Source organism: Pseudochrobactrum albidum (assembly GCF_051851455.1).
GTDB lineage: Bacteria > Pseudomonadota > Alphaproteobacteria > Rhizobiales > Rhizobiaceae > Pseudochrobactrum.
On record NZ_JBPVTR010000015.1, the window covers coordinates 61,492 to 84,884 of the forward strand.

Consider the following 23,393-nt stretch of genomic DNA (forward strand, 5'->3'; position numbering starts at 1 on the left):
CCACAGCATATCGGGCGGATTTTTATTGGCATTGTGTCAGTTCAATAGGTTGTTGCGCGGTTGCGCCAAGCTCGTAACATTGCCCGTTGGCACAGAGCTTCCAGCCGCTGACCGTCGCACCGGAAGCTGCCAGTATGATATGTGGCCGCGACGGAATTTTTGGCACATAATGATACCAGCCGTTGTGCAAGGTTGCGCCTTCCGGCGGTTCCATACCGGCGCCAGAGCCCTGGATGCGGGCTTCAGTCAATACAAATCCTGCCGGCGTGATCTGCCAGTCTTCCTGCCACGGAATTTTTTCAACACTATGTGTCCATTGCAGCATGAAAGAGGTGGCAGCTATCCGCAGCACGCCGGCAGCGGATAGTGCACAAAGTGCCATCAGTTATGCACCGCCGTTTGCGCGGCACGGGTTTTCCACCAGTGCCACAGCAAAAATGCGATACAGGCAGCAAAGCCAATCTCATCACTATAAGGATAGGTTGCCAGCATCATGGCAGCCGCTGCAAAAGCCCAGACGCGCTCCCAGATTTTCAAATGGCCGCGCAAATAGCCAATTGAGGCCGCACCCCACATGATAATGCTGAGCAAAGCCTTACCGATCATATAGATAACAGCAGGCCAATAACCCATGCTTTGCACAAGCGGGCCGCCATCCTGAAGCATGATAACCGGTGCATAGACCGCCATGAACGGCACAGCAAAACCGGCAACGGCAATGCGCACAGCCTGCATTCCGATTTTCAGGCCGGTTTCTTTGGCAATCGGCGCGGCGGCAAAGGCAGCCAGTGCCACAGGCGGCGTCAGATCCGCCATAATACCAAAGTAAAACACAAACATATGAGTTACCAGCAACGGCACATCCAGCATCAGCAATGCAGGGCCGGCAATGGATGAGGTGATAATATAGTTCGGGATTGTCGGAATGCCCATGCCGAGGATCAGACAGGTGATCATCGTCAGCACAAGGGAGAGGAAGAGCGAGTTCTCACCCACACTTACAATCACACGGGCAAAGCTGGATCCGGCGCCGGTAAGCGCAAGCACACCGATAATAACCCCCACAAGCGCACAGGCCACACCCACAGGCAGGGCATTTTTTGCGCCTTCTGCAAGGCTTTCCAGACAAAGGCGCAGTGTTTCACGGCCGCCACGCAGTGTGAAATTGGCAAGAACCAGAACTGTGAGCAGCAATAAGATCAACGTGATGCCGCGAATTTCCTGCCCGAGAATATTAAAACTTGTGCCAAAAGCCGCAGCCGACATCAGGCCAAGCGCGATCCAGAACAATACACGCACAGCCATTGGCATATTGGCAGAAACAGGCACCCCAAGAATGATCAGTGCCGTCAGGCTCATGCCGACAGTACCGGCAAAAAGCGGTGTGTAGCCGGAGAACAACAGCCACACCAATGCTGCAAGCGGCAGGATCAGATACCAATGCTTGCGCAAGGCACCAAGTGCGCTTGGCAATTCAGCTTTGGAAAGCCCTGTTAAACCCAGACGACCGGCCTCAAGATGCACCATAACAAAAACGGTGACAAAATAGAGCAATGCCGGAACAATCGCTGCCTTAACAATTTCAATATAAGGCAAGCCCAATGTTTCAGCCATGATGAATGCAACCGCACCCATGACCGGCGGCATAATCTGCCCGCCCATTGAGGCCACAGCCTCCACGCCACCGGCAAAAGCCGGCCTGAAGCCGGAGCGTTTCATGAGCGGAATGGTGAATGCGCCGGTTGTTACCACATTGGCAACACCGGAACCGTTAATTGTGCCCATCAATGCGGAAGATATCACCGAAACCTTGGCAGGGCCGCCGCGTGAGGAACCAACTGTACCCATTGCCACATCATTGAAAAGCTGGATCATGCCAGCGCGCTCAAGAAAAGCGCCAAACAGGATAAACAGGAAAATATAGCTGGAGGAAACATAGATTGGCGTGCCGTAAATTCCTTCTGTTCCCAGAAACAGCACTTCAACAACCTGTTCAAAATCATAACCGCGATGGTTGAGCGGTGAAGGCAGATATTGGCCAAATAAACCATAGGCAAGAAAGATCAGGCAGATGAGCGGCAATGTCCAGCCCATCATGCGCTGCCCTGCCCAGAAAACAAGGACAACGGCCAATACGCCGACAATAATATCCTGCATATCCGGCTCACCGGCACGCAGGATCAGGTCATCATAAAATACCCAGTGATAAAAACTGACAATAAAGGCAAGAAGCGCCACAGCCCACATCAGGATTTTTTTAAACGATCCCTGAGGCGCGGCATTGCCATAAAGACCGAACAGCAAAAGCAACAAAAAGCCGACATGAACCGAGCGCACCACCTGACTTGGCAATGGAGAATAGGCCGCTGTCCAAAGCTGGAATACGGAAAAAGCAACCGCAACAGCAAATAATATGCGTGCACCGGCACCCATACCCCAGCCGGGAATATGTTCTGCCGATTCAACCGCATTGGCTTGAGAAGATGACATAAATTTAAAACCGAAAAGAGAGGGGACAGAAGAAATACAAAAATGGTTGCGTATTCTGTGTGAGCAGAACCGCAACCGCTTTCAAGTTTTAAAAGTGCTTATTCAATGCCTTTTTCTTTATAATACCGTATGGCACCCGGATGAATTGGGGTTGGCGATACAATGGTATTCTTATCAAGCTTGATCATTTTTGCAGCCGAATGGGCAGCGGCAAGCTGATCAAGATTTTCAAACAGGCGCTTGGTCATCTGATAGACCAGTTCTTCATCCATATCCGGACGAACAATAAGATAATTGATCACCGAAGCGGTGGTCACATCCTTATCCTGACCGGTATAGGTGTTGGCAGGAATTGTGTTTACCTGATAAGGCGATCCGATTTTCTCAACAATTTCAGCCGGCACTTCAACAACATTGATGTCAACAGCATTGGCAAGGTCACGCAGGGAAGCAACACCAAGACCGGAAGACTGCAGGGTTGCATCAAGCTGGCGGTTTTTCATCAGCTCAACAGATTCAGCAAAGGGAAGATATTCCACCTTGCCAAGGTCATCATAAGAAAGCCCTGCTGCGCCAAGAATGGTTTTAGCATTAAGCTCGGTGCCGGATTTTGGCGCGCCAACAGAAAGACGTTTGCCTTTCAGATCAGCCAGCGTTTTAATGCCGGATTCCTTGGAGGCGACAATCTGCACATAATTTGGATAGATCGCAGCCAGCGTGCTGATATTTTCCAGTTTTTTCTTAAAACCGGCCTCTGCATTGCCTTCCCATGCATCACGCAGGGAATCGCCCAGTGTGAAAGCAAGTTCGCCGCGGCCACTATTGATCAGATTGATATTTTCAATCGAAGCTTTGGTGGCCTGCACAGACGGGCGCACATCCGGAATTTCAGAATAGATTTTTTCCAGTGCAACACCCATCGGATAATAGACGCCGCTCGTACCACCGGTCAGGATATTGATGAAATCCTGTGCCTTTGCTTCCGCAGCGGCAAATGTCATCGTGACCGCAGCAAGAGCTGACAAAAGTGTCTTTTTGCTCATATAACCCATGAAACCCTCCATAATCTGCGTTTGACAGCCCGTTTGTATCGCCTGATACCCTCCTTGGAAATATAAGGCGCAATGGTCTGCCATATCTTGTCTGCGTCTGGCGGAGCAGAGATACCGGCCAGATAGCATAATCAGGATATTTTATACAGTAAAAGAGCCATATTCATTCCGGGTCATCCGACAATGTGCGGATACCGGAATAATGGCTCTGATATGCCGGCAATTTTTTATGAATGTTTTATATTGTGCAACAAAAATTTTATGACATTTGCGCTTATAAAGCCGCCATAGGACGTTTTTAGCTATAAGCTTATGATTTTATTGCAACTAATTGCTGATATCACTTGTGCATAAGCTTGCCGGAACGAACTGTTTCCGCACCGGAATAATTTTTCCCTATAGCTTGCAGCACTATTGCAAAGCCGGATATAGCTGATAGGCGCCCGTATTGCGTGCCATATTCAATTTACGCAAATTTTTACGGGCTGTAAGCATAATGGGAGTGAGAAATGAACGGTGCTGATAGCCTTTGCGACACATTGCTAGCGCATGGGATTGATGTATGCTTTGCCAATCCCGGCACATCGGAAATGCATTTTGTGGCCGCGCTGGATAACAAGCCGCAAATGCGCTGTGTACTGGGTCTGTTTGAGGGGGTGGTTACAGGAGCTGCAGACGGTTATGGCCGGATGGCGGATAAACCGGCGGCAACATTGCTGCATCTTGGTTCCGGCCTTGGCAACGGAATTGCCAATCTGCACAATGCCAAACGCGCCAGAACGCCGGTTGTTAATATTGTCGGCGATCATGCAACCTATCATCTCAAATATGATGCGCCCCTGACCAGTGATATTGAATCGCTGGCGCGTCCGGTTTCCGGCTGGGTAAAAACATCAAAATCCGCGCAGGATATATCCGCAGATACGGCTGAGGCCTTTGCCGCGGCCTGTTCTGCACCCGGCCAGGTGGCAACACTTATTTTGCCGGCAGATACGGCCTGGAGCAAGGCGCCGCAACAGATTGTGCAGCCTCTTGCCCTGCCTGAGCGGCGCAAGGTCAGCCCTGAAGCCGTGCGCGAGGCTGCCAAAGCATTGCGCAATGGCAAGCGCACGCTCATTCTGCTTGGCAATTATGCTCTGCGTGCCAATGCGCTGGAAATTGCCAGCCGTATTGCACAAATTTCCGGCGCGCGCCTTCTGGCGCAGCAATCCAATGGCCGTATTGAGCGCGGGGCAGGGCGTGTTGCGGTCAATCGTGTGCTCTATCGTGTGGATGATGCTCTGGCTGATCTTGCGGATATTGAACAGGTTGTGCTGCTTGGCGCCAAAATTCCGGTTGCCTTTTTCGCCTATCCCGGCAAGCCGAGCACCTTTCTGCCGGAGGGTTGTGCCGTGGTCGATTATGCCGGCGAGGCTGATGATCAGCTCTATGCTTTGCAGGCACTGGCTGATGAAATGCATATTCCGGCATCAATCACACCATTGCTTAATCAGCGTGGTGAAAAGATTATGCCTTCAGGTGCGCTTGATGATGATAAAATCAGCGCAATTGTTGCGTCCCTTCTGCCGGAGGATGCAATTATAATTGATGAATCCATCACCTCCGGCCGCAATATGTTTACGCTTACACACCAATCAGCGCCGCATGATTTTCTGCAACTGACCGGCGGCGCAATCGGTATAGGCCTGCCATTGGCAACAGGTGCTGCGGTTGCCTGCCCCGATCGTCAGGTGGTGGCGCTACAGGCAGATGGCAGCGGTATGTATACAATGCAGGCGCTGTGGACGCATGCCCGTGAGAATCTGAACATTATCACGATAATTTTTGCCAATCAGCGTTATGCAATTTTGCATGGCGAATTGCAGAATGTTGGCGCCGGCGCACCAGGGCGCAATGCACAACGTATGTTTGATCTGGTTGAGCCGTCAATTGACTGGGTAAGCCTCGCCAAAGGTGTGGGCGTTGAAGGTGCACGTGCCACAACGGCCGAGCAATTTGCCGATCTTTTTGCTGCCGCAAGCAGGCGTAAAGGTCCGTTTTTGATCGAAGCCCTGATTTAAAAATCATGTTGCGGCAGGATTTCCTGCCGCAACCCCTCAAATATTTCCGGCATATACCATCCTTTCAGTCTTGTCCGGTGCGGATAAACTTGTTAGGTCTGATGGCAATGACACGGGGTGTCCTGTTTTGCAGGGCTGAGATTTTAAACCCGTTGAACCTGATCCAGCTCATACTGGCGAAGGGATGTCTGTGCGCCTTACTGCATTTATGCAGTGCAAGCCCTTATTCCCTTTGTCCGGTCAATTTTAAATTGTCTGTTCAATTTCAAGACGAGGGAATTATCATGTCTGATCCTGTTTTGCTTCCGCTTCACCGGCAGCTTGTTCTTGTTACCGGCGGTGCACGTGGCCTGGGCTGTGCTCTCGTCAAGGCATTTTTGGGTGAAGGGGCTCAGGTTGTGATCAATTATCACAAAAGCGCAGATGCAGCGCAACAACTGGCCGCGCTGGCGCCGGAAAAAACATTGGCCATACAGGCTGATGTAACAGATAAAAGCGCCGTTGCAGCAATGTTTGCAACAGCGCAACAGCATTTTGCCATGCCGGTGACAACTGTGGTCAATAATGCCTTGCCGGCATTCAGTTTTAACGGGGATGCCCGTGCCCATGCCGATGTGATCAGCTGGGAGCAGATCAATCAGCAGATGGAAGGCATTGTGCGCGGTGCGCTCAATACCACACAGGCAGCACTTGCGGGTATGGAACAGGCAGGGTTTGGCCGTATTATTAATATTGGCACAAATCTTTTTCAAAATCCGGTGGTGCCATATCATGATTACACCGCAGCCAAGGCGGCGCTTTTGTCGCTGACCCGCACTTTGGCACAAGAACTTGGCGAGAAGAATATCACTGTCAATATGCTATCGGGCGGGTTACTGCGCACAACCGATGCCTCTGCCGCCACACCGGAGGCAGTCTTTGATTATATTGCCTCTGCCACGCCGCTGCGCCGTGTGACCACCCCTGCAGAATTTGCCGATACGGCCTTGTTTTTTGCCTCGCCCTGGGCGCGTTCCGTAACCGGTCAAAACCTTGTTGTTGATGGCGGATTGGTGAAAAACTAATGCGGAAAATGCATCTTAACCTGTTCATCTTCGGTTGCGGGCATCACCGTGCGGCATGGCGTCATCCGCAGTCTGCGGTCGAGAAACTCAGTGATATCAGCTATTATGCCAATCTGGCGCAGATTGCTGAGCGCGGCAAATTTGATGCGGTATTTTTTGCTGATTGGCATGCAATAGATAATATTGCCGATGGCCCGCGCAGTTATTTTGATCCCCTGACCCTGCTGGCTGCATTAACCGGTGTCACCGAAAAAATCGGGCTGATCAGCACCATTTCCAGCACATTTAGCACACCTTTTCATGCCGCACGCAGCCTGGCATCCCTTGATCACTTATCAAAAGGGCGCATCGGCTGGAATGTTGTGACCTCGATGTTTGACAGCGAGGCGCGCAATCATGGTTATGAGAGCATGCCGCCCCATGAATGGCGCTATAATCGCGCGGAAGAATTTATTGAGGCGGTGCAGAAATTATGGGATTCATGGGATGCTGATACAATTATCTGTGACCGCTCCGGTGATTATGCGCGCAAAGATGGTCTGCGCGCCATCAACCATAAAGGCGCGCATTTCTCAACGCAGGGGCCTTTAACGATCCCGCGCCCGCCGCAAGGGCATCCGGTGCTGTTTCAGGCCGGTGCATCGGAGCAGGGCAGGGCACTGGCCGCAATCAAGGCCGAGGCGATTTATGCAGTGGCTTATGACCTGCCGGCGGCACAAGATTATTATCGTGATATTCAGCGCCGGGCCAAGCTTGCAGGGCGGGCTGCAGGCATACCGGTTATGCCGGGGCTTGTAACCTATGTGGCATCCACAATGGATGAGGCCAGAGCCAAACAGCAACAGCTTGATGAATTGCTGCCAACGGCAGATTCCTTGCGCCAGCTTGGCATGTTTATCGGGCAGGATTGCTCGGATTGGGCACTGGATGCACCCGTACCGGCACTGCCGCCGCTTGAAGATTTTACAGGGCCTAAAGGGCGCTATGCTACAATCCTGCGGATTATTGAAACAGAACAGCCAACCTTGCGGCAATTGCTTGGCCGGCTGGCGGCAGGTGGCGGCCATTGCACCATTGTGGGCACACCAGAGATGATTGCCGATCAGATGGAGCTTTGGTGGCGCAACGAAGGGGCAGATGGTTTCAACCTTATGCCGCCGTCCCTGCCATCCTCAATTGAGGATTTTGTTGAGCAGGTGGTGCCGGTTTTGCAAAAACGCGGGCTGTTCAGAACGGAATATAAGACGAGCACGCTGCGCGACCATCTGGGGGTGTAAAAACCCGATTATATTTTGTGCCTCATCCCCCGTCGTAGTGAAACGCTGCGGCGGGCTTTTGTTTGCTTATCACAAAACCGGCATTTGCGCATAATTATACTTGCGAATCACATAAGCATAGACTTATGTGATTGTTATGAATGAGAATGATATTTTTCGCGCACTGGCTGATCCAACCCGCCGTGCGATTTTTGAAAAACTGGCAGCCGGCCGCATGAATGCAACAGCTCTGCGCGAGGGTATGCAGATAAGCCAGCCTGCCATGTCGCAGCATCTTGCTGTATTGCGCTCTGCCCAATTGGTGCGCGAGCAGCGGCAGGGTCGCTTTGTCAATTATGAGGTGGATCCGCAAGGATTGGTGCAGATTGCCCAATGGCTGGCCAGATATCGTGCTTATTGGCCTGCCCGGATTGAAGCCTTGAAGACCCTGTTGAAGGATATGGATCAATGACCAGTGCAGATATGGACGAAAATGATATTACGCTGGAATATGATTTTTGCGAACCGCCGCAAAAAGTCTGGCGTGCAATCAGCATGGCTGAATTTCGCAAACACTGGTTGCCGGATGCAGATCTGAGCAGCCCCGAGGCCACGGCAATCATTCCCGGTGAGGAGGTGTGCTACAGGCTGCGCGACAATGCCCCGCCGCATCTGGAAAGTACGGTGCGGTTTGTTATTGCGCCAAATGGTGCGGGCGGCACACGGCTGCGCATTGTGCATCAACTTGATGATGCGCGCGATCAGCAGGCAATCATCCATGCTGCCAACAGCAATAATATGCAGCTTATGCGCGCTGCCTGAGCCTGTTTTACCCGTCAATCTTTTATTTGAGCAAACGGAATTTGCCAATGCGCGAAACGATGCAACTCGTCCCCGTGGTTATAGAACAATCCGCCAAAGGCGAGCGTTCCTTTGACATTTATTCCCGCTTGCTGCGGGAGCGGATCATTTTTCTCAATGGTGAAGTGAATGATACCGTATCAGCACTTATCTGCGCACAATTGTTGTTTCTGGAGGCGGAAAATCCGCATAAGCCGGTGCATTTCTACATTAATTCTCCGGGCGGCGTGGTAACAAGCGGCCTCGCAATTTATGATACGATGCGTTACATCCGCGCGCCGGTGCACACATTATGCATGGGAACTGCGCGCTCCATGGGCTCTTTTTTGCTGATGGCGGGAGAGGCGGGGCATCGGGCTGCACTGCCTAATGCCAGTATTCTGGTGCATCAGCCTTCCGGCGGTTATCAGGGGCAGGCATCGGATATTCTTATCCATGCCGAAGAAATTCTGAAAACCAAACAACGAATGACACGGCTTTACGTTGAACATTGCGGGCGCAGCTATGAAGATTTTGAAACAGCAATGGATCGCGACCGTTTTATGGATGCACAGGAAGCATTGGAATGGGGCCTGATTGACCGGATTTTGCAAACGCGTGAAGAGGCAATTTCGGCATAAATCCGCCCTGAAAAGCCTGTGATATATAGGCATATATCACAGGCTTTTTGCTTATTCTTCAATCAATTGCCCTGCGTAGAAAAAGCCGCGCAATTTTTGCAGATAAGGCTCAATATCAAAGCCGTTACTTTTAACCCAGTCATCATTGAAATAGGTGGAACGGTAGCGGTCACCATGGTCGCATAATAATGTCACAACCGAGCCGCTTTCCCCCCGCCTGACCATATCGGAAATCAGCAAGGCACAGGCCCATATATTGGTGCCGGTAGAACCGCCGCAGGCACGTCCCAATACATCGCTGATCAGGCGCTGCGCGGCAAGGCTGGCCGCATCCGGAACCGCAACCATGCAATCCACCACTTCCGGAATGAAGGACGGCTCAACGCGCGGACGGCCGATGCCTTCAATCATGGATTTGCAGGCTTCAATCTCTGTTATATTGCGATCCTGAAAATGCTGGTGGAAAACCGAACCCTCCGGATCCGCCACGCACAGGCGTGTATCAAGTTTTTTATAACGTATATAGCGGCCAAGTGTTGCCGATGTGCCGCCGGTTCCGGCGCCTGCAACAATCCAGCGCGGGTTCGGATGCTCTTCATGTTGCATCTGGCAGAAAATTGAATCGGCAATATTATTGTTACCGCGCCAGTCAGTCGCGCGTTCCGCATAGGTAAACTGATCAATATAATAGCCGGTGGTCTCTTCAGCGACCTGTCTTGCGGCATCATAGACACTTTTCGGATCATCCACCAGATGCGGACGCCCGCCATAAAATTCAATGGCTGCAATCTTTTCCCGCGAGGTGGTGCGCGGCATCACGGCAACAAAAGGCAGATTGAGCATACGGGCAAAATAAGCCTCCGATACCGCTGTTGAACCGCTTGAAGCTTCAACAATTGTGGTTTCAGGGCCGATTTTGCCGTTACAAATAGCAAAGAGAAACAATGAGCGTGCCAGGCGGTGTTTCAGGCTGCCGGTCGGGTGGCTCGATTCATCCTTGAGATAAAGCGTAATCCCGTCAAATTCAGGAAGATCGACACGGATAAGATGTGTATCTGCAGAACGGTTAAAATCAGCCTCAATCGTTGCAATCGCACGATTGCGCCATTGCATGTGGCAGGGCGCTGCTTGGTTGCGCTGAATAATTCTGCCCATTTAAATTCCCCTTTATCATTCAGTCTCTGCAGATTTTCAGACATCTGCAATATTTTAAAAAAATCTTTTATCACTGACGAGGTAATTGGTTTTTTTATCCTTCGCCATAATTTTTTTCCCACTACATTCATAAGCCTCTCATGCTGCTTGCAAAATTTATCAGGCTTGTGCCTGTAGCAGCACCTTTCCCCTAAGCTGCCCGCGTGCCTTGAGGAATGATAAAATCAGCTGTCTGCCAGAAAATGGGTTGACAGCTTTAACTGACGGTGACAGGTTATTTGAAAAATGAATAAACGACAATGCTTCATCCATAAAACAACTAATTTATCAGGCAAAAAAATCTGCCTGCAAAATGGTTGATAACCCAAACAGCAGCATTGTCAGGGGAACGACATGAAAAAATCTGTTCTGGAGACCGTAAGCCTCTGGCTTGCCGGCGATGATGTTCATACACCGCCTTTTGAAGCTTTGACAGCGCGTCAGGATGTGTTTGCCATGACGCGTCAGGCGCAGGCGGCTGTGCTGCAACCGGCTGAAGCCGGTGCATGGCCGCATGCACTGCGTGCTGCATTGGCCGCAAGGATAGCGAGTGCCAATGATAATCCGTTTCTTGCGGCATTTTATGGCGAAAACACTGCCGGATCAGCCTATGCAGATCTTGCTGATCCGGATTTTACACCGGCAGATATGCCGCTGAAACAAATCGCAGGTTTTACGGATAAGGTGGCCAATAATACCAAGGCGGTTGCGGCTGAAGATATTGCCGCATTGCAACAGGCCGGCATTGCCGATGCCGATATTGTGCGGCTGTGTGAATTAAACGCTTTTCTCGCCTATCAGATTCGTGTGGTCGCAGGCCTTGCATCATTGGTTGAGGGAGGGCAGGCCTGATGAGCGGGATCATTCATAAATTTACCAAAACCGTGCCGGTGTGGCGCCCGCGTGTCAAACCGGTTGTGCTGGCTGAAGCCACCCCCGCGCAATTGGATGCATTGAAAGTAACACCATCCAATACCAAGATTTCTGATTATGTACTGGTGCTTGCGCATGATCCGGAAAGCCTGAATATTCGCTCGCCGCTGTTTAATGCCGTGATGTATGGCAAGGGCGGTTTGGGGCGTGCCGAGCGTGAATTGGGCGCACTTGGTGCATCGGTTGTCAATCGCTGCATTTATTGCGCGGCTGTTCATGCGCAGCGCCATGCACAACTAAGCCGTGATGAAAGCGTGACAGATAAATTGTTTTTTGAGGGTGAAAAATCAAAACTCGACCCGAAAAATCAGGCAATTTTTGATTTTTCCCGCAAGCTCTCACAGTTTCCGCCACAAGTAACCGCATCAGATGCACAAAACCTGCATGATCAGGGGCTGAACAAGGAAGAAGCTGTTGATCTGGTGCTTTCAACGGCAATGTTTGGCTGGGCAAACCGGCTGATGCATGTGCTGGGCGATCCGGTCAAATAATTTTTAAAGCTCTTTTTTACTGCATCAATGACTGTCTGTAACAACGGCAGGGAGAAGTCATGCGCAATTTAAAGGCTCTGGAGGCCTATCTGGAAGTTGCAACCCTTGGCAGCGTAACCGCTGCTGCCAAACGGCTGCAACTGTCACAGCCTTCCGTCAGCCGTATTATTCAGGATCTGGAACGCGATCTTGGGCAAAAATTATTTGTGCGTACCGGCCAGCGGCTGGTTCTCACCTCGCAAGGCATGTTGCTGCGTGATGATGTGGAACGTGCCTTGGGCAGTATTGCGGAAATATGGGATCGCGCGCGGGAGGTGGCAGATCTGCGCACAAGGCCGGTGCGTATTGCATGCATATCCGCGCTGGCTTTTGGCCTGTTACCCCATGCATGGAGCAAGCTCAGCCATGCAGCCGGTGCACAGGGTGCGCGCCGTATCACCGTGCAAACTGATACGCCGGAGCGGGTGCGCAATTCTGTCTTGTCCAATGATGCGGATATTGGCGCGACATCATTGCCGTTACAGCATCGCGATCAGACAACCCACTGGTTTGGCTGCGCGCCTTGTGTTTTGGCGGTGCGCTCTGATGATCCCCTGGCCAAAGAAACCGGCAAGGTACCGCTATCTGTTGTTAAAAGCCGCACCCTTGTGGAAATGTCAAACAGCCGCGGGCTGCCGGCACGTATCCGCCGCACCCTGAAAAACAACAAGATTGAAACCGGCGGCCTGATCCGCACCAATTCCACTATGAATGCGCTTGCCCTGATCCGTGCCGGTGCCGGCGGGCCTGCCGGCACGATTGGCATTGTGGAGCCGGTCACATCTGCCGGCACACCGCTTGACGGTATTACCATTTTGCCGCTGGAAGAGAATATTCCCTATTGCTTTGGCGTGATCAGCCATAATGCGGTGAGTTTGAGCGATACCGCGATTGAGCTGATCAATGCGCTGCAACAGGCGGCACATGCCCTGGTGCCGGGTTTTAAAATTCACGCCCCTGAAGAACACCAATCACTGATTACCCGGCTTGCATTGCTGGAGGATTGACCATGCAGAATTTTCCGTCTTCTCTTGAAGAATTGAATAAACTTGTTGCCCGTGATCTGGATTATCTGACCTTGCCGGCCAAGGAATGGGTGCCGGTTAAACAGGCAGCAGGCAAGACATTGCTTGATGTGGCGATTATCGGCGGCGGCATGGCAGGCTTGGCTGCAGCAGCTTCCCTGAAACATCTGGGCATCCGCACTGTTATTTTTGATGCACGGCCAAAAGGTTTTGAAGGCCCCTGGGCAACAACGGCACGTATGGAAACATTGCGCTCGCCCAAAAGTCTCACAGGGCCTGCCATCGGCATTCCTTCACTCACATTCCGCGCATGGTTCACCGCGCAATTTGGTGCGGATGAATGGGAAAGACTGGATAAAATTCCGCGCCTGCAATGGATGGATTATCTGCGATGGTATCGTGAGGTGCTCAATATTGAGCTCTGCAATGAGCACCACATCAGCATGATCACCCCGCAGGCAGGTTTTGCTGTTCTTGATGTGGAGACACCACAGGGCAGTAAGATTATCTATGCGCGCCATGTGGTGCTTGCCACTGGCCGCGACGGCCTTGGCGGGCCTTATGTGCCGGAGATTATTCGCACTTTGCCCAAGCAATTCTGGGCACATTCATCAGATGAAAATGATTACAGCCTGCTCAGGGGCAAGGCCGTTGCCGTGATTGGCGCCGGTGCATCAGCCATGGATAGTGCCGCAACCGCATTGGAGGCGGGAGCCGCGCGCGTTGATCTGCTTATTCGCCGCAAGGATATTCCGCGCATCAATCGCGGCAAGGGTATGGGCAATCCCGGCTCTGTTTACGGTATGCAAAATCTTGATGACCGTAAAAAACTGGCCATTTACAGCTATATTGGCGCTGAGCAGGTGCCGCCGCCGCGTGCCAGCGTATTACGGGTCAGCCGTCATGAAAATGCATTTTTTCAACTGGGCGCATCACTGGAAAAAATCACGGTAAAAGGTGACAAGATCGAGATCACCACGCCAAAAGGCCGCAGGCTGTTTGATTTTGTTATTGCCTCCACCGGCTTTAGGATTGATTGGCAGCAAAAGGCCTTTCTGGCAAAAATTGCCGGCAAGGTGCGGATCTGGGCAGAACGCCTTGCCCCTTTAAATGGCGATGAAGACCGCGCATTGACTGAATCGCCGGATTTGGGGCCGGCATTTGAATTTCTGCCCAAAGCCGGTGTTGATGCCGAAGGCCTCTCGCGCATTCATTGTTTCTGTTATCCGGCCATGATGTCTCACGGCGCCGTATCCGGTGATATCCCGTCCATCAGCGAAGGGGCGCAGCGCCTGTCACAAGGCATTTGCGCAACACTTTATCAAGAGGATATTGATACGCATTTTGCCAATGCCCGTAATTATGGGGAGCCGGAGGTTTTTGGTGACGAATGGGCAGAGGCCGCTCATTATGACCAGAGTGAAGCCGGGGCGCTGGCATGAATTTTTCTCTCTGGCTCATAAAACGATTAATACAGGCCGTGATTGTGCTCGCGGTCATGTCGGTGATCGTGTTTCTGGGGCTGCATATGATTGGCAATCCGGCTGATATTTTGCTGGCGCCCGATGCCACACAGGCAGACCGTGCAGAACTGATTGCCCGTCTCGGTCTCGATCTGCCCGTATGGCAGCAATATTGGCTGTTTTTAACAAGTGCCCTGCAGGGTGATCTCGGCACCAGTTTTGTCTATAACACACCGGCTGTTACGCTGATTTTGCAACGTTTGCCCGCCACGCTGGAACTGGCGGTAATGGCCATGATTATTGCCATATTAATCGGCATTCCTTTGGGCTTGTTTGCCGGCTTAAAACCTGAAAATCCATTTGCGAAGCTGATCACCACTGCCAGTATTCTGGGTTTTTCGCTGCCGACTTTCTGGGTGGGGCTGTTATTAATCATGACTTTCAGTGTCTCGCTGGGGATTTTGCCTGCCAGCGGGCGCGGCGCCACGGTGCGTTTATTCGGGGCGGAATGGTCTTTTCTCACCTTTGACGGCTTGCGCCATATGGTGTTGCCGGCAATCAATCTGGCATTGTTTAAAGTGTCTCTGGTTATAAGGCTGACAAATGCCGGTGTGCGCGAGGTTAAATCGCTTGACTATGTGCGTTTTGCCCGCGCCAAAGGCCTGTCGCCCCTGCGGGTTATCCGGCGGCATATTTTGCGCAATGTCACCATCCCTCTGGTGACGGTGCTTGGCATTGAATTTGGCTCAACCGTTGCCTTTGCCGTGGTAACGGAGAATATTTTTGCATGGCCGGGTGCCGGCAAGCTTATTCTCGACAGTATCAACGCGCTCGATCGCCCGGTGGTTGTTGCCTATCTTCTGGTGGTGGTCACCTTGTTTGTTACCATCAATCTTATCGTCGATATTCTCTACCGTGTGCTTGATCCGCGCATCAGAACGGAGGCGGGCAGATGACAGTTTCCATGATAAAACCGCCACATTCCCCTTTTGCTGAACATATCCGTATGTTCCTGCACTCGCCGCTTGCCGTCTTAGGGCTTGTTCTGTGTGTGCTTATTGCTGCTGCGGCAGTTTTTGCGCCCTGGATTGCGCCGCAAGATCCCTATGACATGATGGCTGTTGATGTGCTGGATGCGCGCCTTGCGCCCGGTGAAACCAATATGACATTTGGCTACACCTATTGGCTTGGCACAGACGGGCAGGGGCGTGATTTATTCTCCGCCATTCTTTACGGATTGCGCACCAGCCTTGTTGTGGGCATTGGCTCGGCCACACTGGCGGGCATTATCGGCACGGTTCTGGGGCTTGTGGCTGCTTATACAGGCGGCAAAACCGATGCAATCCTGATGCGCCTTGTTGATCTGGTAATGGCGCTGCCATCCATTCTGGTGGCGCTGTTGATGCTGGCCTTTTTTGGCCGTGGTGTCGGCAATGTGGTGATTACACTGGTGTTTCTGGAATGGGCCTATTATGCACGCACCGCCCGCGGGCAAGCCATGGTGGAGAGCCGGCGCGATTATGTGGAATCTGCCCGCGGGCTTGGTCTTTCTCCCATACGCATTCTGCTTGGCCATATTCTGCCAAACTGCCTGCCCCCCTTGATTGTAATCGGCACCTTGCAGATTGCCCGCGCCATTACTCTTGAGGCCACATTGAGCTTTCTGGGGCTTGGCGTGCCGGTAACCGAACCCTCACTCGGGCTACTGGTGGCCAACGGGTTCCAATATATGTTGTCGGGTGATTACTGGATCAGCTTCTTTCCGGGCCTTGCCTTGCTGATCTCGATTGTTGCGATCAACCTTGTGGCCGACCGCCTGCGCGATGTGTTTAATCCGAGGGCCTTATCATGAATAATTATCTTCTTGATGTGCGCAATCTCTGCACAAGGTTTTACACCGGTGCCGGCGTGCTGCATGCGGTGGAAGATGTTTCTTTTACCCTGCAGGCAGGGCAGACCATGGGGCTTGTGGGGGAATCCGGCTCCGGCAAATCTGTCACCGGATTTTCAATTCTCGGGCTGATAGACAAGCCGGGGCGTATTGTTTCAGGCGAAATCCTGTTCAAAGGACAGGACATCAGCAAATTCTCTGCAAAACAACTGCGCCATTTGCAGGGCAACCGTATTGCCATGGTGTTTCAGGATCCGATGATGACACTCAATCCGGTGCTGCGCATTGCCGAACAGATGATTGAAACTGTGCAGGCGCATGAGAAAATCAACTATGCGCAAGCCCGCGCCCGCGCCCGTGATATGCTGGGTGCAACCGGTGTGCCAAGCCCTGAAAGCAGGCTCGATGCCTATCCGCATCAATTATCCGGCGGTATGCGCCAGCGTGTGGCACTTGCCATTGCCATGCTCAATAAGCCGGATCTCATCATTGCTGATGAACCCACCACCGCGCTGGATGTTTCCATCCAGTCGCAAATTCTGGCACAGGTGCAGGCTCTGGTTAAAGCCACCAATATGGCGCTGATCTGGATTACCCATGATTTATCGGTGGTTGCCGGTATCGCTGACACATTATCGGTCATGTATGCCGGGCGTATTGTGGAAACCGGCAAGGTGGGGGATGTGCTGGACTCTCCCCGCCATCCCTATACGGCAGGTTTGATCGGCAGCCTGCCCGGCAATGCCAAACCCGGCAGCCGCTTGCAGCAAATACCTGGCATCGCGCCTAATATGTTTCACCCTCCGAAAGGTTGTGCCTTTGCTGCCCGCTGCAGTTTTGCGGATCAGGCCTGTCGGGAACAGCCGCCATTGAGCGGTGGTGATGGTCATCATTTCCGTTGTTTTCATCCGGCAGGCAATGCCCCAACAAAAGCCGCAATGCGTCAGGAGATGCAGCCATGAATAAGCCGATTATGCAAAAGCCGCCACAAGATCAAAACCTTGTTTTGCAAATGCATATGGTTGAAAAACGCTTTGGCGGTAGCGGCTCTGTGCTTGCAGAGCGGCTCGGGCTTTCGCGCCCGCGCCCTGTTGTTCATGCGCTGGATGGTATCAGCCTTAATATCCGCGCCGGTGAATTTGTTGGCCTTGTGGGAGAATCCGGTTCCGGCAAATCCACGCTTGGCCGCATTGCCGCAGGCCTCATGCGCCCCAGCAAGGGTGAAGTGAAAATTTATGGCAAGGCACCCTTGCGGGAAAATAAAACGCATCTTGATGTGCAGATGATTTTTCAGGATCCGCAGGCAAGCCTTAATCCGCGTAAGCGCATTGACAAGGCGGTGGGGGAAGCACCGCTTGTGCATGGTTTGACCGACCGCTCAGGGCTTGATGATTATATATGTGAGCAGCTGCGCCGTGTTGGTCTTGATCCGGCAGTGCGTATGCGTTTTCCGCACCAGTTTTCCGGCGGGCAGCGTCAGCGTATCAGTATTGCGCGGGCCTTGGCGCTTAATCCGCGGTTTCTGGTATGTGATGAATCGATTGCAGCGCTTGATGTTTCCATTCAGGCGCAAATTCTCAATCTGTTCATGGATCTGCGTCAGGAACTGGATCTGACCTATCTGTTTATCAGCCATGATCTGCGTGCGGTGCGCCATATTTGTGACCGTGTGCTGATCATGTATTTGGGCCGCGTGGTTGAGGATGCGCCGGCAGAAGAATTTTTTGCCCGCCCCAATCATCCATATACCCAAATGCTACTGGCGGAAGTGCCTGATCTTAGTCAGCGTCGCAAAACCTATTCTGCCATCAAGGGCGAAATTCCAAGCCCGATCAATCCGCCTGCAGGCTGCCATTTTCACCCGCGTTGCCCGTTTGCTTTTGACAGATGCCGGACTGAACGGCCAGCCCTGAAGCAAATTGGCCCGCAGCACTCAAGCGCCTGCCATCTCAATGAGGGCTCTACCTCACACTGACCAAGCCGCCCCAAAGGAGTTAAACACATGAAAAATCTGTTCGCTGCCCTTGCAATGACCACTTGTTTGTTTTCTGCCGGCGCTCTGGCAGAAGATTTACGTATCGGCTTTGCCGATCCGCTTTCATCCATCGATCCGCAACTGAACAATCATGCCGGGGATCATTCTGTTGCGCAGCATTTCTGGAGCGGCCTGACCGGTAAGGATGCGCTGAATATGCAGCCTGGCGTTGCTAAATCATGGCGCAATATTGATCCGCTGACCTGGGAGTTTACCCTGCATGATCATGCTGTATGGTCGGACGGCAAGCCGGTCGTGGCAGAGGATGTGGCTTTTTCCTATGACCGTGCCCGCGATGTGCCGGGCAGCGTTGCCAGTGTCAAAGGTTTTATCCGCACGGTCGACAAGGTGGAGATCAGGGATGACCATCATTTGCTGGTCAAAACCACTGTGCCTGATCCGCTTTTGCCGGTGAGCTTGTCCAGCCTTTATATTGTCAGCAAACATGTGGGCGAGAAATCTACAACAGAGGATTATAATAGCGGCAAGGCCATGGTCACCAATGGCGCCTATCAATGGATTGGCTATACACCAGGCGACCGTGTTTTGATGAAGCGCAATGAAAATTACTGGGGCGACAAGCCTGAATGGGACAATGTTACCTATCGCTATATTGCCAATCCGGCAGCGCGCACTGCGGCATTGCTGGCCGGAGATGTGGATGTGATTGACAAGGTCTCTGTGGCTGATATTGCCAGACTGGAAAAATCAGAAGGCGTAAAAGTCTATGCCTATCCGGGTCTGCGTGTGCTGATCATGCAGCCAAGCTTTAACCCTGCACCATCAAAATATATTACCGATAAAGCCGGTCAGCCGCTGAAGGAAAATCCGCTGCTCAATCAAAAAGTGCGGGAAGCGCTGACATTGGCAATCAATCGTGAGGCGCTTGTCAGCCGCATCATGCAAGGAGGCGCCACCATTGCCAATCAATGGATGCCGGAGGGCACATTCGGTTATGATCCGGAGACAAAGGATATTCCGTTTGATGCCAAAAAGGCCAAAGAATTGCTGGCTGAGGCAGGTTATCCGGATGGTTTTAAAATGACCGTTCATGTGCCAAGCGACCGTTATCCGCAAGGCCCTGAAACCGCACAGGCTCTTGCCCAGTTCTGGACGCGCATCGGTGTGGAAACACAGGTGGAGGTGGTGCCTTTCTCGGTTTATTCCGGCAGTGCCAACAAAAATGAATATGCCATGACCATGATTGGCTGGGGCAATGGCACCGGCGAGGGCACCTATGCCATGACCTCTATTCTGGCAACGCCAAATAAGGAAAAAGGTCTGGGCGCTTCCAATTGGGGGCATTATAGCAGTGCGGCGCTGGACAAGGCACTGGCCGATGCAACGTCAGAATTTGATAATGCCAAGCGTGAAGGGATTATCCGCGATGCGGTTAAAACCGTGATGGGTGAGGTCGGCATTATTCCGCTGTTTCATTATAAGAACATCTGGGCATCGCGCGATGATCTGAAAGTTGTACCGTGGAATAGTGACCGCACCGTTGCCATGCAGGTCAGCAAGATCAAAGCTGATTGAGGATCACAAAATGCTCAGAATATCAGTTGAGCCCCGCAGCGGGCTGATTGATGTGGAGCGCCGGATTATCATATCCGGCGCAAAGCCACAGGCACGGATAACAATCAAAACCCTGACAAACCGCAACGGCCATGACTGGACAAGCGAGGCAAGTTTTGCCGCTGATGCGCAAGGAGTGGTTGATTTAACCCGCGATGCACCGCTATCCGGCAGTTATCAGGGTGTTTCCGCTATGGGGCTGATCTGGTCGCAGAAGCATGACGGGCAGGGCATGTTGCCCCTGTTTCATCAGGATTTGTCACGCCCGATTGAAACCAAAATCACCGCCCTTAGTGATGATGACAGCCATGAAACGTTGCTTGTACAAAAGTTGATGGCAGATGGCGTGACCCGCGAGGAAGTGCGGGTAAACGGCCTTGTCGGCACGCTTTACCGGGCGCCGGGTTGTGATGCGCGGCCTGCAATTATGATTATGAATGGTTCCGGCGGCGGTATTAACGAGCCGCGCGCCGCACTTTATGCCTCGCACGGGTTTCATGCTTTTGCGCTTGGCTATTTTGGTGTGGAAGGTCTGCCCCGATATATTTCCAATACCCCGCTGGAATATTTTGAGAAAGGGCTGGACTGGCTGCGTGAGACCGTGAAGCCAAAAAATGATTTTGTAGCCATCAGCGGCCAGTCACGCGGTGGCGAACTGGTATTATTGCTCGGCACGGTTTTTCCTGAGAAAGTCTCAGCGGTGATTGCCTATGTCCCAAGCGCCTTTGTACATGGCGGGCAGGCGGCGGCCGATCCGGCTTCAGGGCGTGACGGCCCGTGCTGGCTTTATCAGGGCAAACCATTAACCCATATCTGGGATAATAACCGCTTTGCAAGCTGGAAACCCTATGATGAAGGGCCGCAACCGCGCCGTAACAGTGCCGCAATGCGCACGGCTCTTGCCGATCCGGAAGCGATGCGAAAAGCACGCATTCCGGTGGAGAAAATTGCCGGCCCTGTGATGCTGATTTCCGGCGGCGATGATGGTGCATGGCCATCTGATTATTATTCGCTGCTGGTGCAATCAAGCCTGCTGGCAGCTCATCATCCTTATCCGGTTGAATGGTATAATCTGCCGCAAGCAGGCCATTCCATCCTGTTTCCCTATGTTCCGGCCACGCAGATTGTGCATGCTCATCCGGTAAATGGCAATTTGACTACAATGGGCGGTGAGCCATCGGCCAATGCACAGGCCAATGCTCAATCATGGCAGGCTGTATTAAAGTTTTTAGCACAGTGCAGCCCGCAGTCTGAAACAGGATGAATATTATTGACCGGTAAATTTCTCAAAAAACAGCACCCCATCCGTGCCTGTCTGTACTGCATCCAAGATAATTATAACTATGCTAAAACATAAAACAGACATATTCTTTTTATAAATGTTTATATCTTGTCAAATTATGTACTATATTTATAATCATCGCTTATTGTCCAAGTGGGGAGACTTTCCGGATGATTATAAAATATATTCAGGGCAATATATTCGCCGCTGCTTTGGCGGCGGCGAGCCTGTTTTTTATATCCGGCTCCGATAATGCCAATGCGCAGGATTGCAGCCAGTTGCAGACCCAGTCGGAAATCACTTCCTGCTTTGGTAATGATGAAAAAAATGCAGATAATCAGCTTAATATTATTTATAAGAATTTGATGGGCAGGCTGGCTGAGGCCGATAAACAAAACCTGCGCAATGCACAAAGAGCATGGATTGTCTTTCGTGATAAGGAATGTGCTTTTCGCACAGCTCCTTATGCCGGCGGTTCGGTGGCGCCGTCACTGAAGGCGGCCTGTGTCACATCCCTTACCAGTCAACGCATTCTTGATTTGCGTGATCAGATGCAATGCGGGGAGGGGGATCTCGCCTGTGTGCCGCACGCAAAAACATCCGCTTCTCAAAAAGCTGCATCAACACAGGTATCTTCCCCTGCGCATAAAACTGCAGATATGAACAAGGGCGCCTGTTCACAGGCTGTGGGCGCTGCCAAGGCAAAGGAAATTGCTGATCGCTGTCTCGAAATGTCTTCAAGCAGCCATCCGCCCTGTAATGTTGAAAACAGCTGCAATCTTATGATTGAAGAAATTAAACAGGGCTGTGCACAGATTGGTGCTGCTGCACCAAAATACTGCAAGGAATATCAATAATTATTCTATTATAGCCATGAAGTCTCCGGGTATGATCTTCATGATCATATCCGGAGAACTTATTATTTAAATAATATAAAATATTTAACCGTTTAAATTTTCGAATTGATTAGCTGGTGAAAATTTGTTCTTTTTGAAACTCTTGAGAATTTAAAAGATTTTGTGATGCATAAAAAATGCAATTATTAAGCTTACAACAGGGGCGTGGCCTGGCTGCTATGGCCGTTGTTGCCTTTCATCTTTCCTTATTGCTTGGCAATTCCCGTTATTTAAATGATGCCGTTTTTTTAAATTTCACACATCGCGGCAATTTAGGTGTAGATTTTTTCTTTGTTTTATCAGGCTTTATCATTCTTTATGCCCATCACAAAGATATTAATCACCTCAATCATGTTTCAGATTATTTGTTAAAACGGTTTATACGGCTTTTTCCCGTCTATTGGCTCTATACTGCGATTTTTTGCAGTCTGGTAGCACTGGGGTTCGGAAGTGCGGGCATTATTCCGCAAACTGCGCGTAACTGGGTTGCTGCAATTTTTCTCATCCGGCTTGATAGTTTTGAGCTCCCAATCACGCCGGCATGGACTTTAATTCATGAAGTTGCTTTCTATCTGGTTTTCGCAACACTCATTTTAAACAGGGCGTTTGGCCTTATTGTTTTATCTATGTGGCTGATCATTGGAGGATTTATTTTTCAATATGCCGATGAGGGCTCAAGGTCACCTTTAACAACATATTTTTCGCCGCTAAATTTTAATTTCGTCATCGGAATGGCGGCCTTTTATGCCTTTCAAAAACTCAGCACAATCAATCTTAAACCAGCCTTGCCGGCGGGTCTTGTTTTGTTCGTTCTTATATATATTTCAGAAAGCCATGGCGTTGGTTATAATTATTTGCAGATTGCTTATGCTATCAGTTTTGGCCTGCTTATTTTGGGCGCTGTCTCTTATGAGAAAAGCGGCTTTAAAACAGAAAAATTGAAAATTTTCAGCCTGATAGGTAATGCTTCTTATACAATCTATCTCACGCATCTGGCTTTTCTTGGTTTGCTCTCCAAGATTATAATTAGGCTCAGGACCTATTAAATTGGTTGCATGACGAGTGGTGAGTTGATTCAATGGCGACGTCAGGAGGCGTTGCTATGAGTGATTTGTTTTGGTTGTCGCCGGCGCAGATGCGGCGGATTGAGCCATATTTTCCACTGT

General features: G+C 51.3%; 22 protein-coding genes and 1 riboswitch. Of the genes, 18 read left to right on the plus strand and 4 right to left on the minus strand.

The genetic code is table 11. From position 1 onward, the window contains the following. Positions 1-22 precede the first annotated feature (22 nt). From ACSTTO_RS01640 to ACSTTO_RS01650, 3 genes are all read right to left on the minus strand, one after another. A complete protein-coding gene (locus ACSTTO_RS01640; RefSeq protein WP_439271358.1) occupies positions 23-382 on the minus strand; it encodes a DUF1850 domain-containing protein in 360 nt (119 codons plus the stop codon). Beyond that, a complete protein-coding gene (locus ACSTTO_RS01645; RefSeq protein ID WP_439271359.1) occupies positions 382-2,490 on the minus strand; it encodes a TRAP transporter permease in 2,109 nt (702 codons plus the stop codon). The genes ACSTTO_RS01640 and ACSTTO_RS01645 overlap by 1 nt, the downstream gene beginning before the upstream one ends. Before the next feature lie 98 nt (positions 2,491-2,588). Beyond that, positions 2,589-3,542: a TAXI family TRAP transporter solute-binding subunit gene (locus ACSTTO_RS01650; protein WP_439271360.1), complete on the minus strand. Its 954-nt coding sequence runs from the start codon at positions 3,540-3,542 to the stop codon at positions 2,589-2,591. Between the two features lie 509 nt (positions 3,543-4,051). Here ACSTTO_RS01650 and ACSTTO_RS01655 point away from each other — a divergent pair. The 6 genes from ACSTTO_RS01655 to ACSTTO_RS01680 all read left to right on the plus strand — a co-directional run bounded on the left by ACSTTO_RS01655 (position 4,052) and on the right by ACSTTO_RS01680 (position 9,403). Then, positions 4,052-5,602, plus strand: coding sequence for an acetolactate synthase large subunit (locus ACSTTO_RS01655; RefSeq protein ID WP_439271361.1), 1,551 nt, complete (start codon positions 4,052-4,054; stop codon positions 5,600-5,602). A gap of 103 nt (positions 5,603-5,705) precedes the next feature. Continuing rightward, positions 5,706-5,804, plus strand: a riboswitch (TPP riboswitch). 82 nt (positions 5,805-5,886) lie between these two features. Next, the gene (locus ACSTTO_RS01660) at positions 5,887-6,666 is read left to right on the plus strand and encodes a 3-oxoacyl-ACP reductase (RefSeq protein ID WP_439271362.1); all 780 of its coding nucleotides are present in this window, start codon (positions 5,887-5,889) and stop codon (positions 6,664-6,666) included. Next, complete coding sequence (locus tag ACSTTO_RS01665; protein WP_439271363.1) at positions 6,666-7,943, plus strand: LLM class flavin-dependent oxidoreductase; 1,278 nt, start codon at positions 6,666-6,668, stop codon at positions 7,941-7,943. Before ACSTTO_RS01660 ends, ACSTTO_RS01665 begins: the two co-directional genes overlap by 1 nt. A gap of 136 nt (positions 7,944-8,079) precedes the next feature. Continuing rightward, complete coding sequence (locus tag ACSTTO_RS01670) at positions 8,080-8,394, plus strand: ArsR/SmtB family transcription factor (protein ID WP_439271364.1); 315 nt, start codon at positions 8,080-8,082, stop codon at positions 8,392-8,394. Continuing rightward, on the plus strand, positions 8,391-8,744 hold the full coding sequence (locus ACSTTO_RS01675) for an SRPBCC family protein (RefSeq protein ID WP_439271365.1): 354 nt from the start codon (positions 8,391-8,393) through the stop codon (positions 8,742-8,744). Before ACSTTO_RS01670 ends, ACSTTO_RS01675 begins: the two co-directional genes overlap by 4 nt. 47 nt (positions 8,745-8,791) lie before the next feature. Next, a complete protein-coding gene (locus tag ACSTTO_RS01680) occupies positions 8,792-9,403 on the plus strand; it encodes an ATP-dependent Clp protease proteolytic subunit (RefSeq protein ID WP_439271366.1) in 612 nt (203 codons plus the stop codon). 51 nt (positions 9,404-9,454) lie between these two features. On the opposite strand, the gene ACSTTO_RS01685 is transcribed toward ACSTTO_RS01680, so the two are convergent. After that, positions 9,455-10,558: a PLP-dependent cysteine synthase family protein gene (locus ACSTTO_RS01685; protein WP_439271367.1), complete on the minus strand. Its 1,104-nt coding sequence runs from the start codon at positions 10,556-10,558 to the stop codon at positions 9,455-9,457. Positions 10,559-10,951: 393 nt separating this feature from the next. Between ACSTTO_RS01685 and ACSTTO_RS01690 the strand changes: the two genes are divergently transcribed. From ACSTTO_RS01690 to ACSTTO_RS01745, 12 genes are all read left to right on the plus strand, one after another. After that, positions 10,952-11,449: a hypothetical protein gene (locus tag ACSTTO_RS01690; protein ID WP_439271368.1), complete on the plus strand. Its 498-nt coding sequence runs from the start codon at positions 10,952-10,954 to the stop codon at positions 11,447-11,449. After that, complete coding sequence (locus ACSTTO_RS01695; RefSeq protein ID WP_439271369.1) at positions 11,449-12,021, plus strand: peroxidase-related enzyme; 573 nt, start codon at positions 11,449-11,451, stop codon at positions 12,019-12,021. Before ACSTTO_RS01690 ends, ACSTTO_RS01695 begins: the two co-directional genes overlap by 1 nt. 59 nt (positions 12,022-12,080) lie before the next feature. Further along, positions 12,081-13,067, plus strand: coding sequence for a LysR family transcriptional regulator (locus tag ACSTTO_RS01700; protein ID WP_439271371.1), 987 nt, complete (start codon positions 12,081-12,083; stop codon positions 13,065-13,067). A 2-nt stretch (positions 13,068-13,069) separates the two neighbouring features. Next, on the plus strand, positions 13,070-14,527 hold the full coding sequence (locus tag ACSTTO_RS01705; protein ID WP_439271373.1) for an NAD(P)-binding domain-containing protein: 1,458 nt from the start codon (positions 13,070-13,072) through the stop codon (positions 14,525-14,527). Then, on the plus strand, positions 14,524-15,504 hold the full coding sequence (locus ACSTTO_RS01710; protein ID WP_439271374.1) for an ABC transporter permease: 981 nt from the start codon (positions 14,524-14,526) through the stop codon (positions 15,502-15,504). Before ACSTTO_RS01705 ends, ACSTTO_RS01710 begins: the two co-directional genes overlap by 4 nt. Then, on the plus strand, positions 15,501-16,400 hold the full coding sequence (locus ACSTTO_RS01715; RefSeq protein ID WP_439271375.1) for an ABC transporter permease: 900 nt from the start codon (positions 15,501-15,503) through the stop codon (positions 16,398-16,400). The genes ACSTTO_RS01710 and ACSTTO_RS01715 overlap by 4 nt, the downstream gene beginning before the upstream one ends. Then, entirely contained in the window at positions 16,397-17,401 is a 1,005-nt protein-coding gene (locus ACSTTO_RS01720) for an ABC transporter ATP-binding protein (RefSeq protein ID WP_439271376.1), read from the plus strand. Before ACSTTO_RS01715 ends, ACSTTO_RS01720 begins: the two co-directional genes overlap by 4 nt. Continuing rightward, on the plus strand, positions 17,398-18,414 hold the full coding sequence (locus ACSTTO_RS01725) for an ABC transporter ATP-binding protein (protein ID WP_439271377.1): 1,017 nt from the start codon (positions 17,398-17,400) through the stop codon (positions 18,412-18,414). The genes ACSTTO_RS01720 and ACSTTO_RS01725 overlap by 4 nt, the downstream gene beginning before the upstream one ends. Positions 18,415-18,441: 27 nt before the next feature. Beyond that, positions 18,442-20,010, plus strand: a complete 1,569-nt coding sequence (locus tag ACSTTO_RS01730; RefSeq protein WP_439271379.1) for an ABC transporter substrate-binding protein — start codon at positions 18,442-18,444, stop codon at positions 20,008-20,010. A 10-nt stretch (positions 20,011-20,020) separates the two neighbouring features. Beyond that, positions 20,021-21,313 carry an acyl-CoA thioesterase/bile acid-CoA:amino acid N-acyltransferase family protein gene (locus ACSTTO_RS01735; RefSeq protein ID WP_439271380.1) on the plus strand — a complete coding sequence of 431 codons (1,293 nt, stop codon included), beginning with the start codon at positions 20,021-20,023 and terminating at the stop codon, positions 21,311-21,313. 188 nt (positions 21,314-21,501) lie between these two features. Then, entirely contained in the window at positions 21,502-22,188 is a 687-nt protein-coding gene (locus ACSTTO_RS01740; RefSeq protein WP_439271381.1) for a lysozyme inhibitor LprI family protein, read from the plus strand. Positions 22,189-22,364: 176 nt separating this feature from the next. Continuing rightward, positions 22,365-23,273, plus strand: a complete 909-nt coding sequence (locus ACSTTO_RS01745; protein ID WP_439271382.1) for an acyltransferase family protein — start codon at positions 22,365-22,367, stop codon at positions 23,271-23,273. The last annotated feature ends 120 nt before the right edge of the window (positions 23,274-23,393 follow it).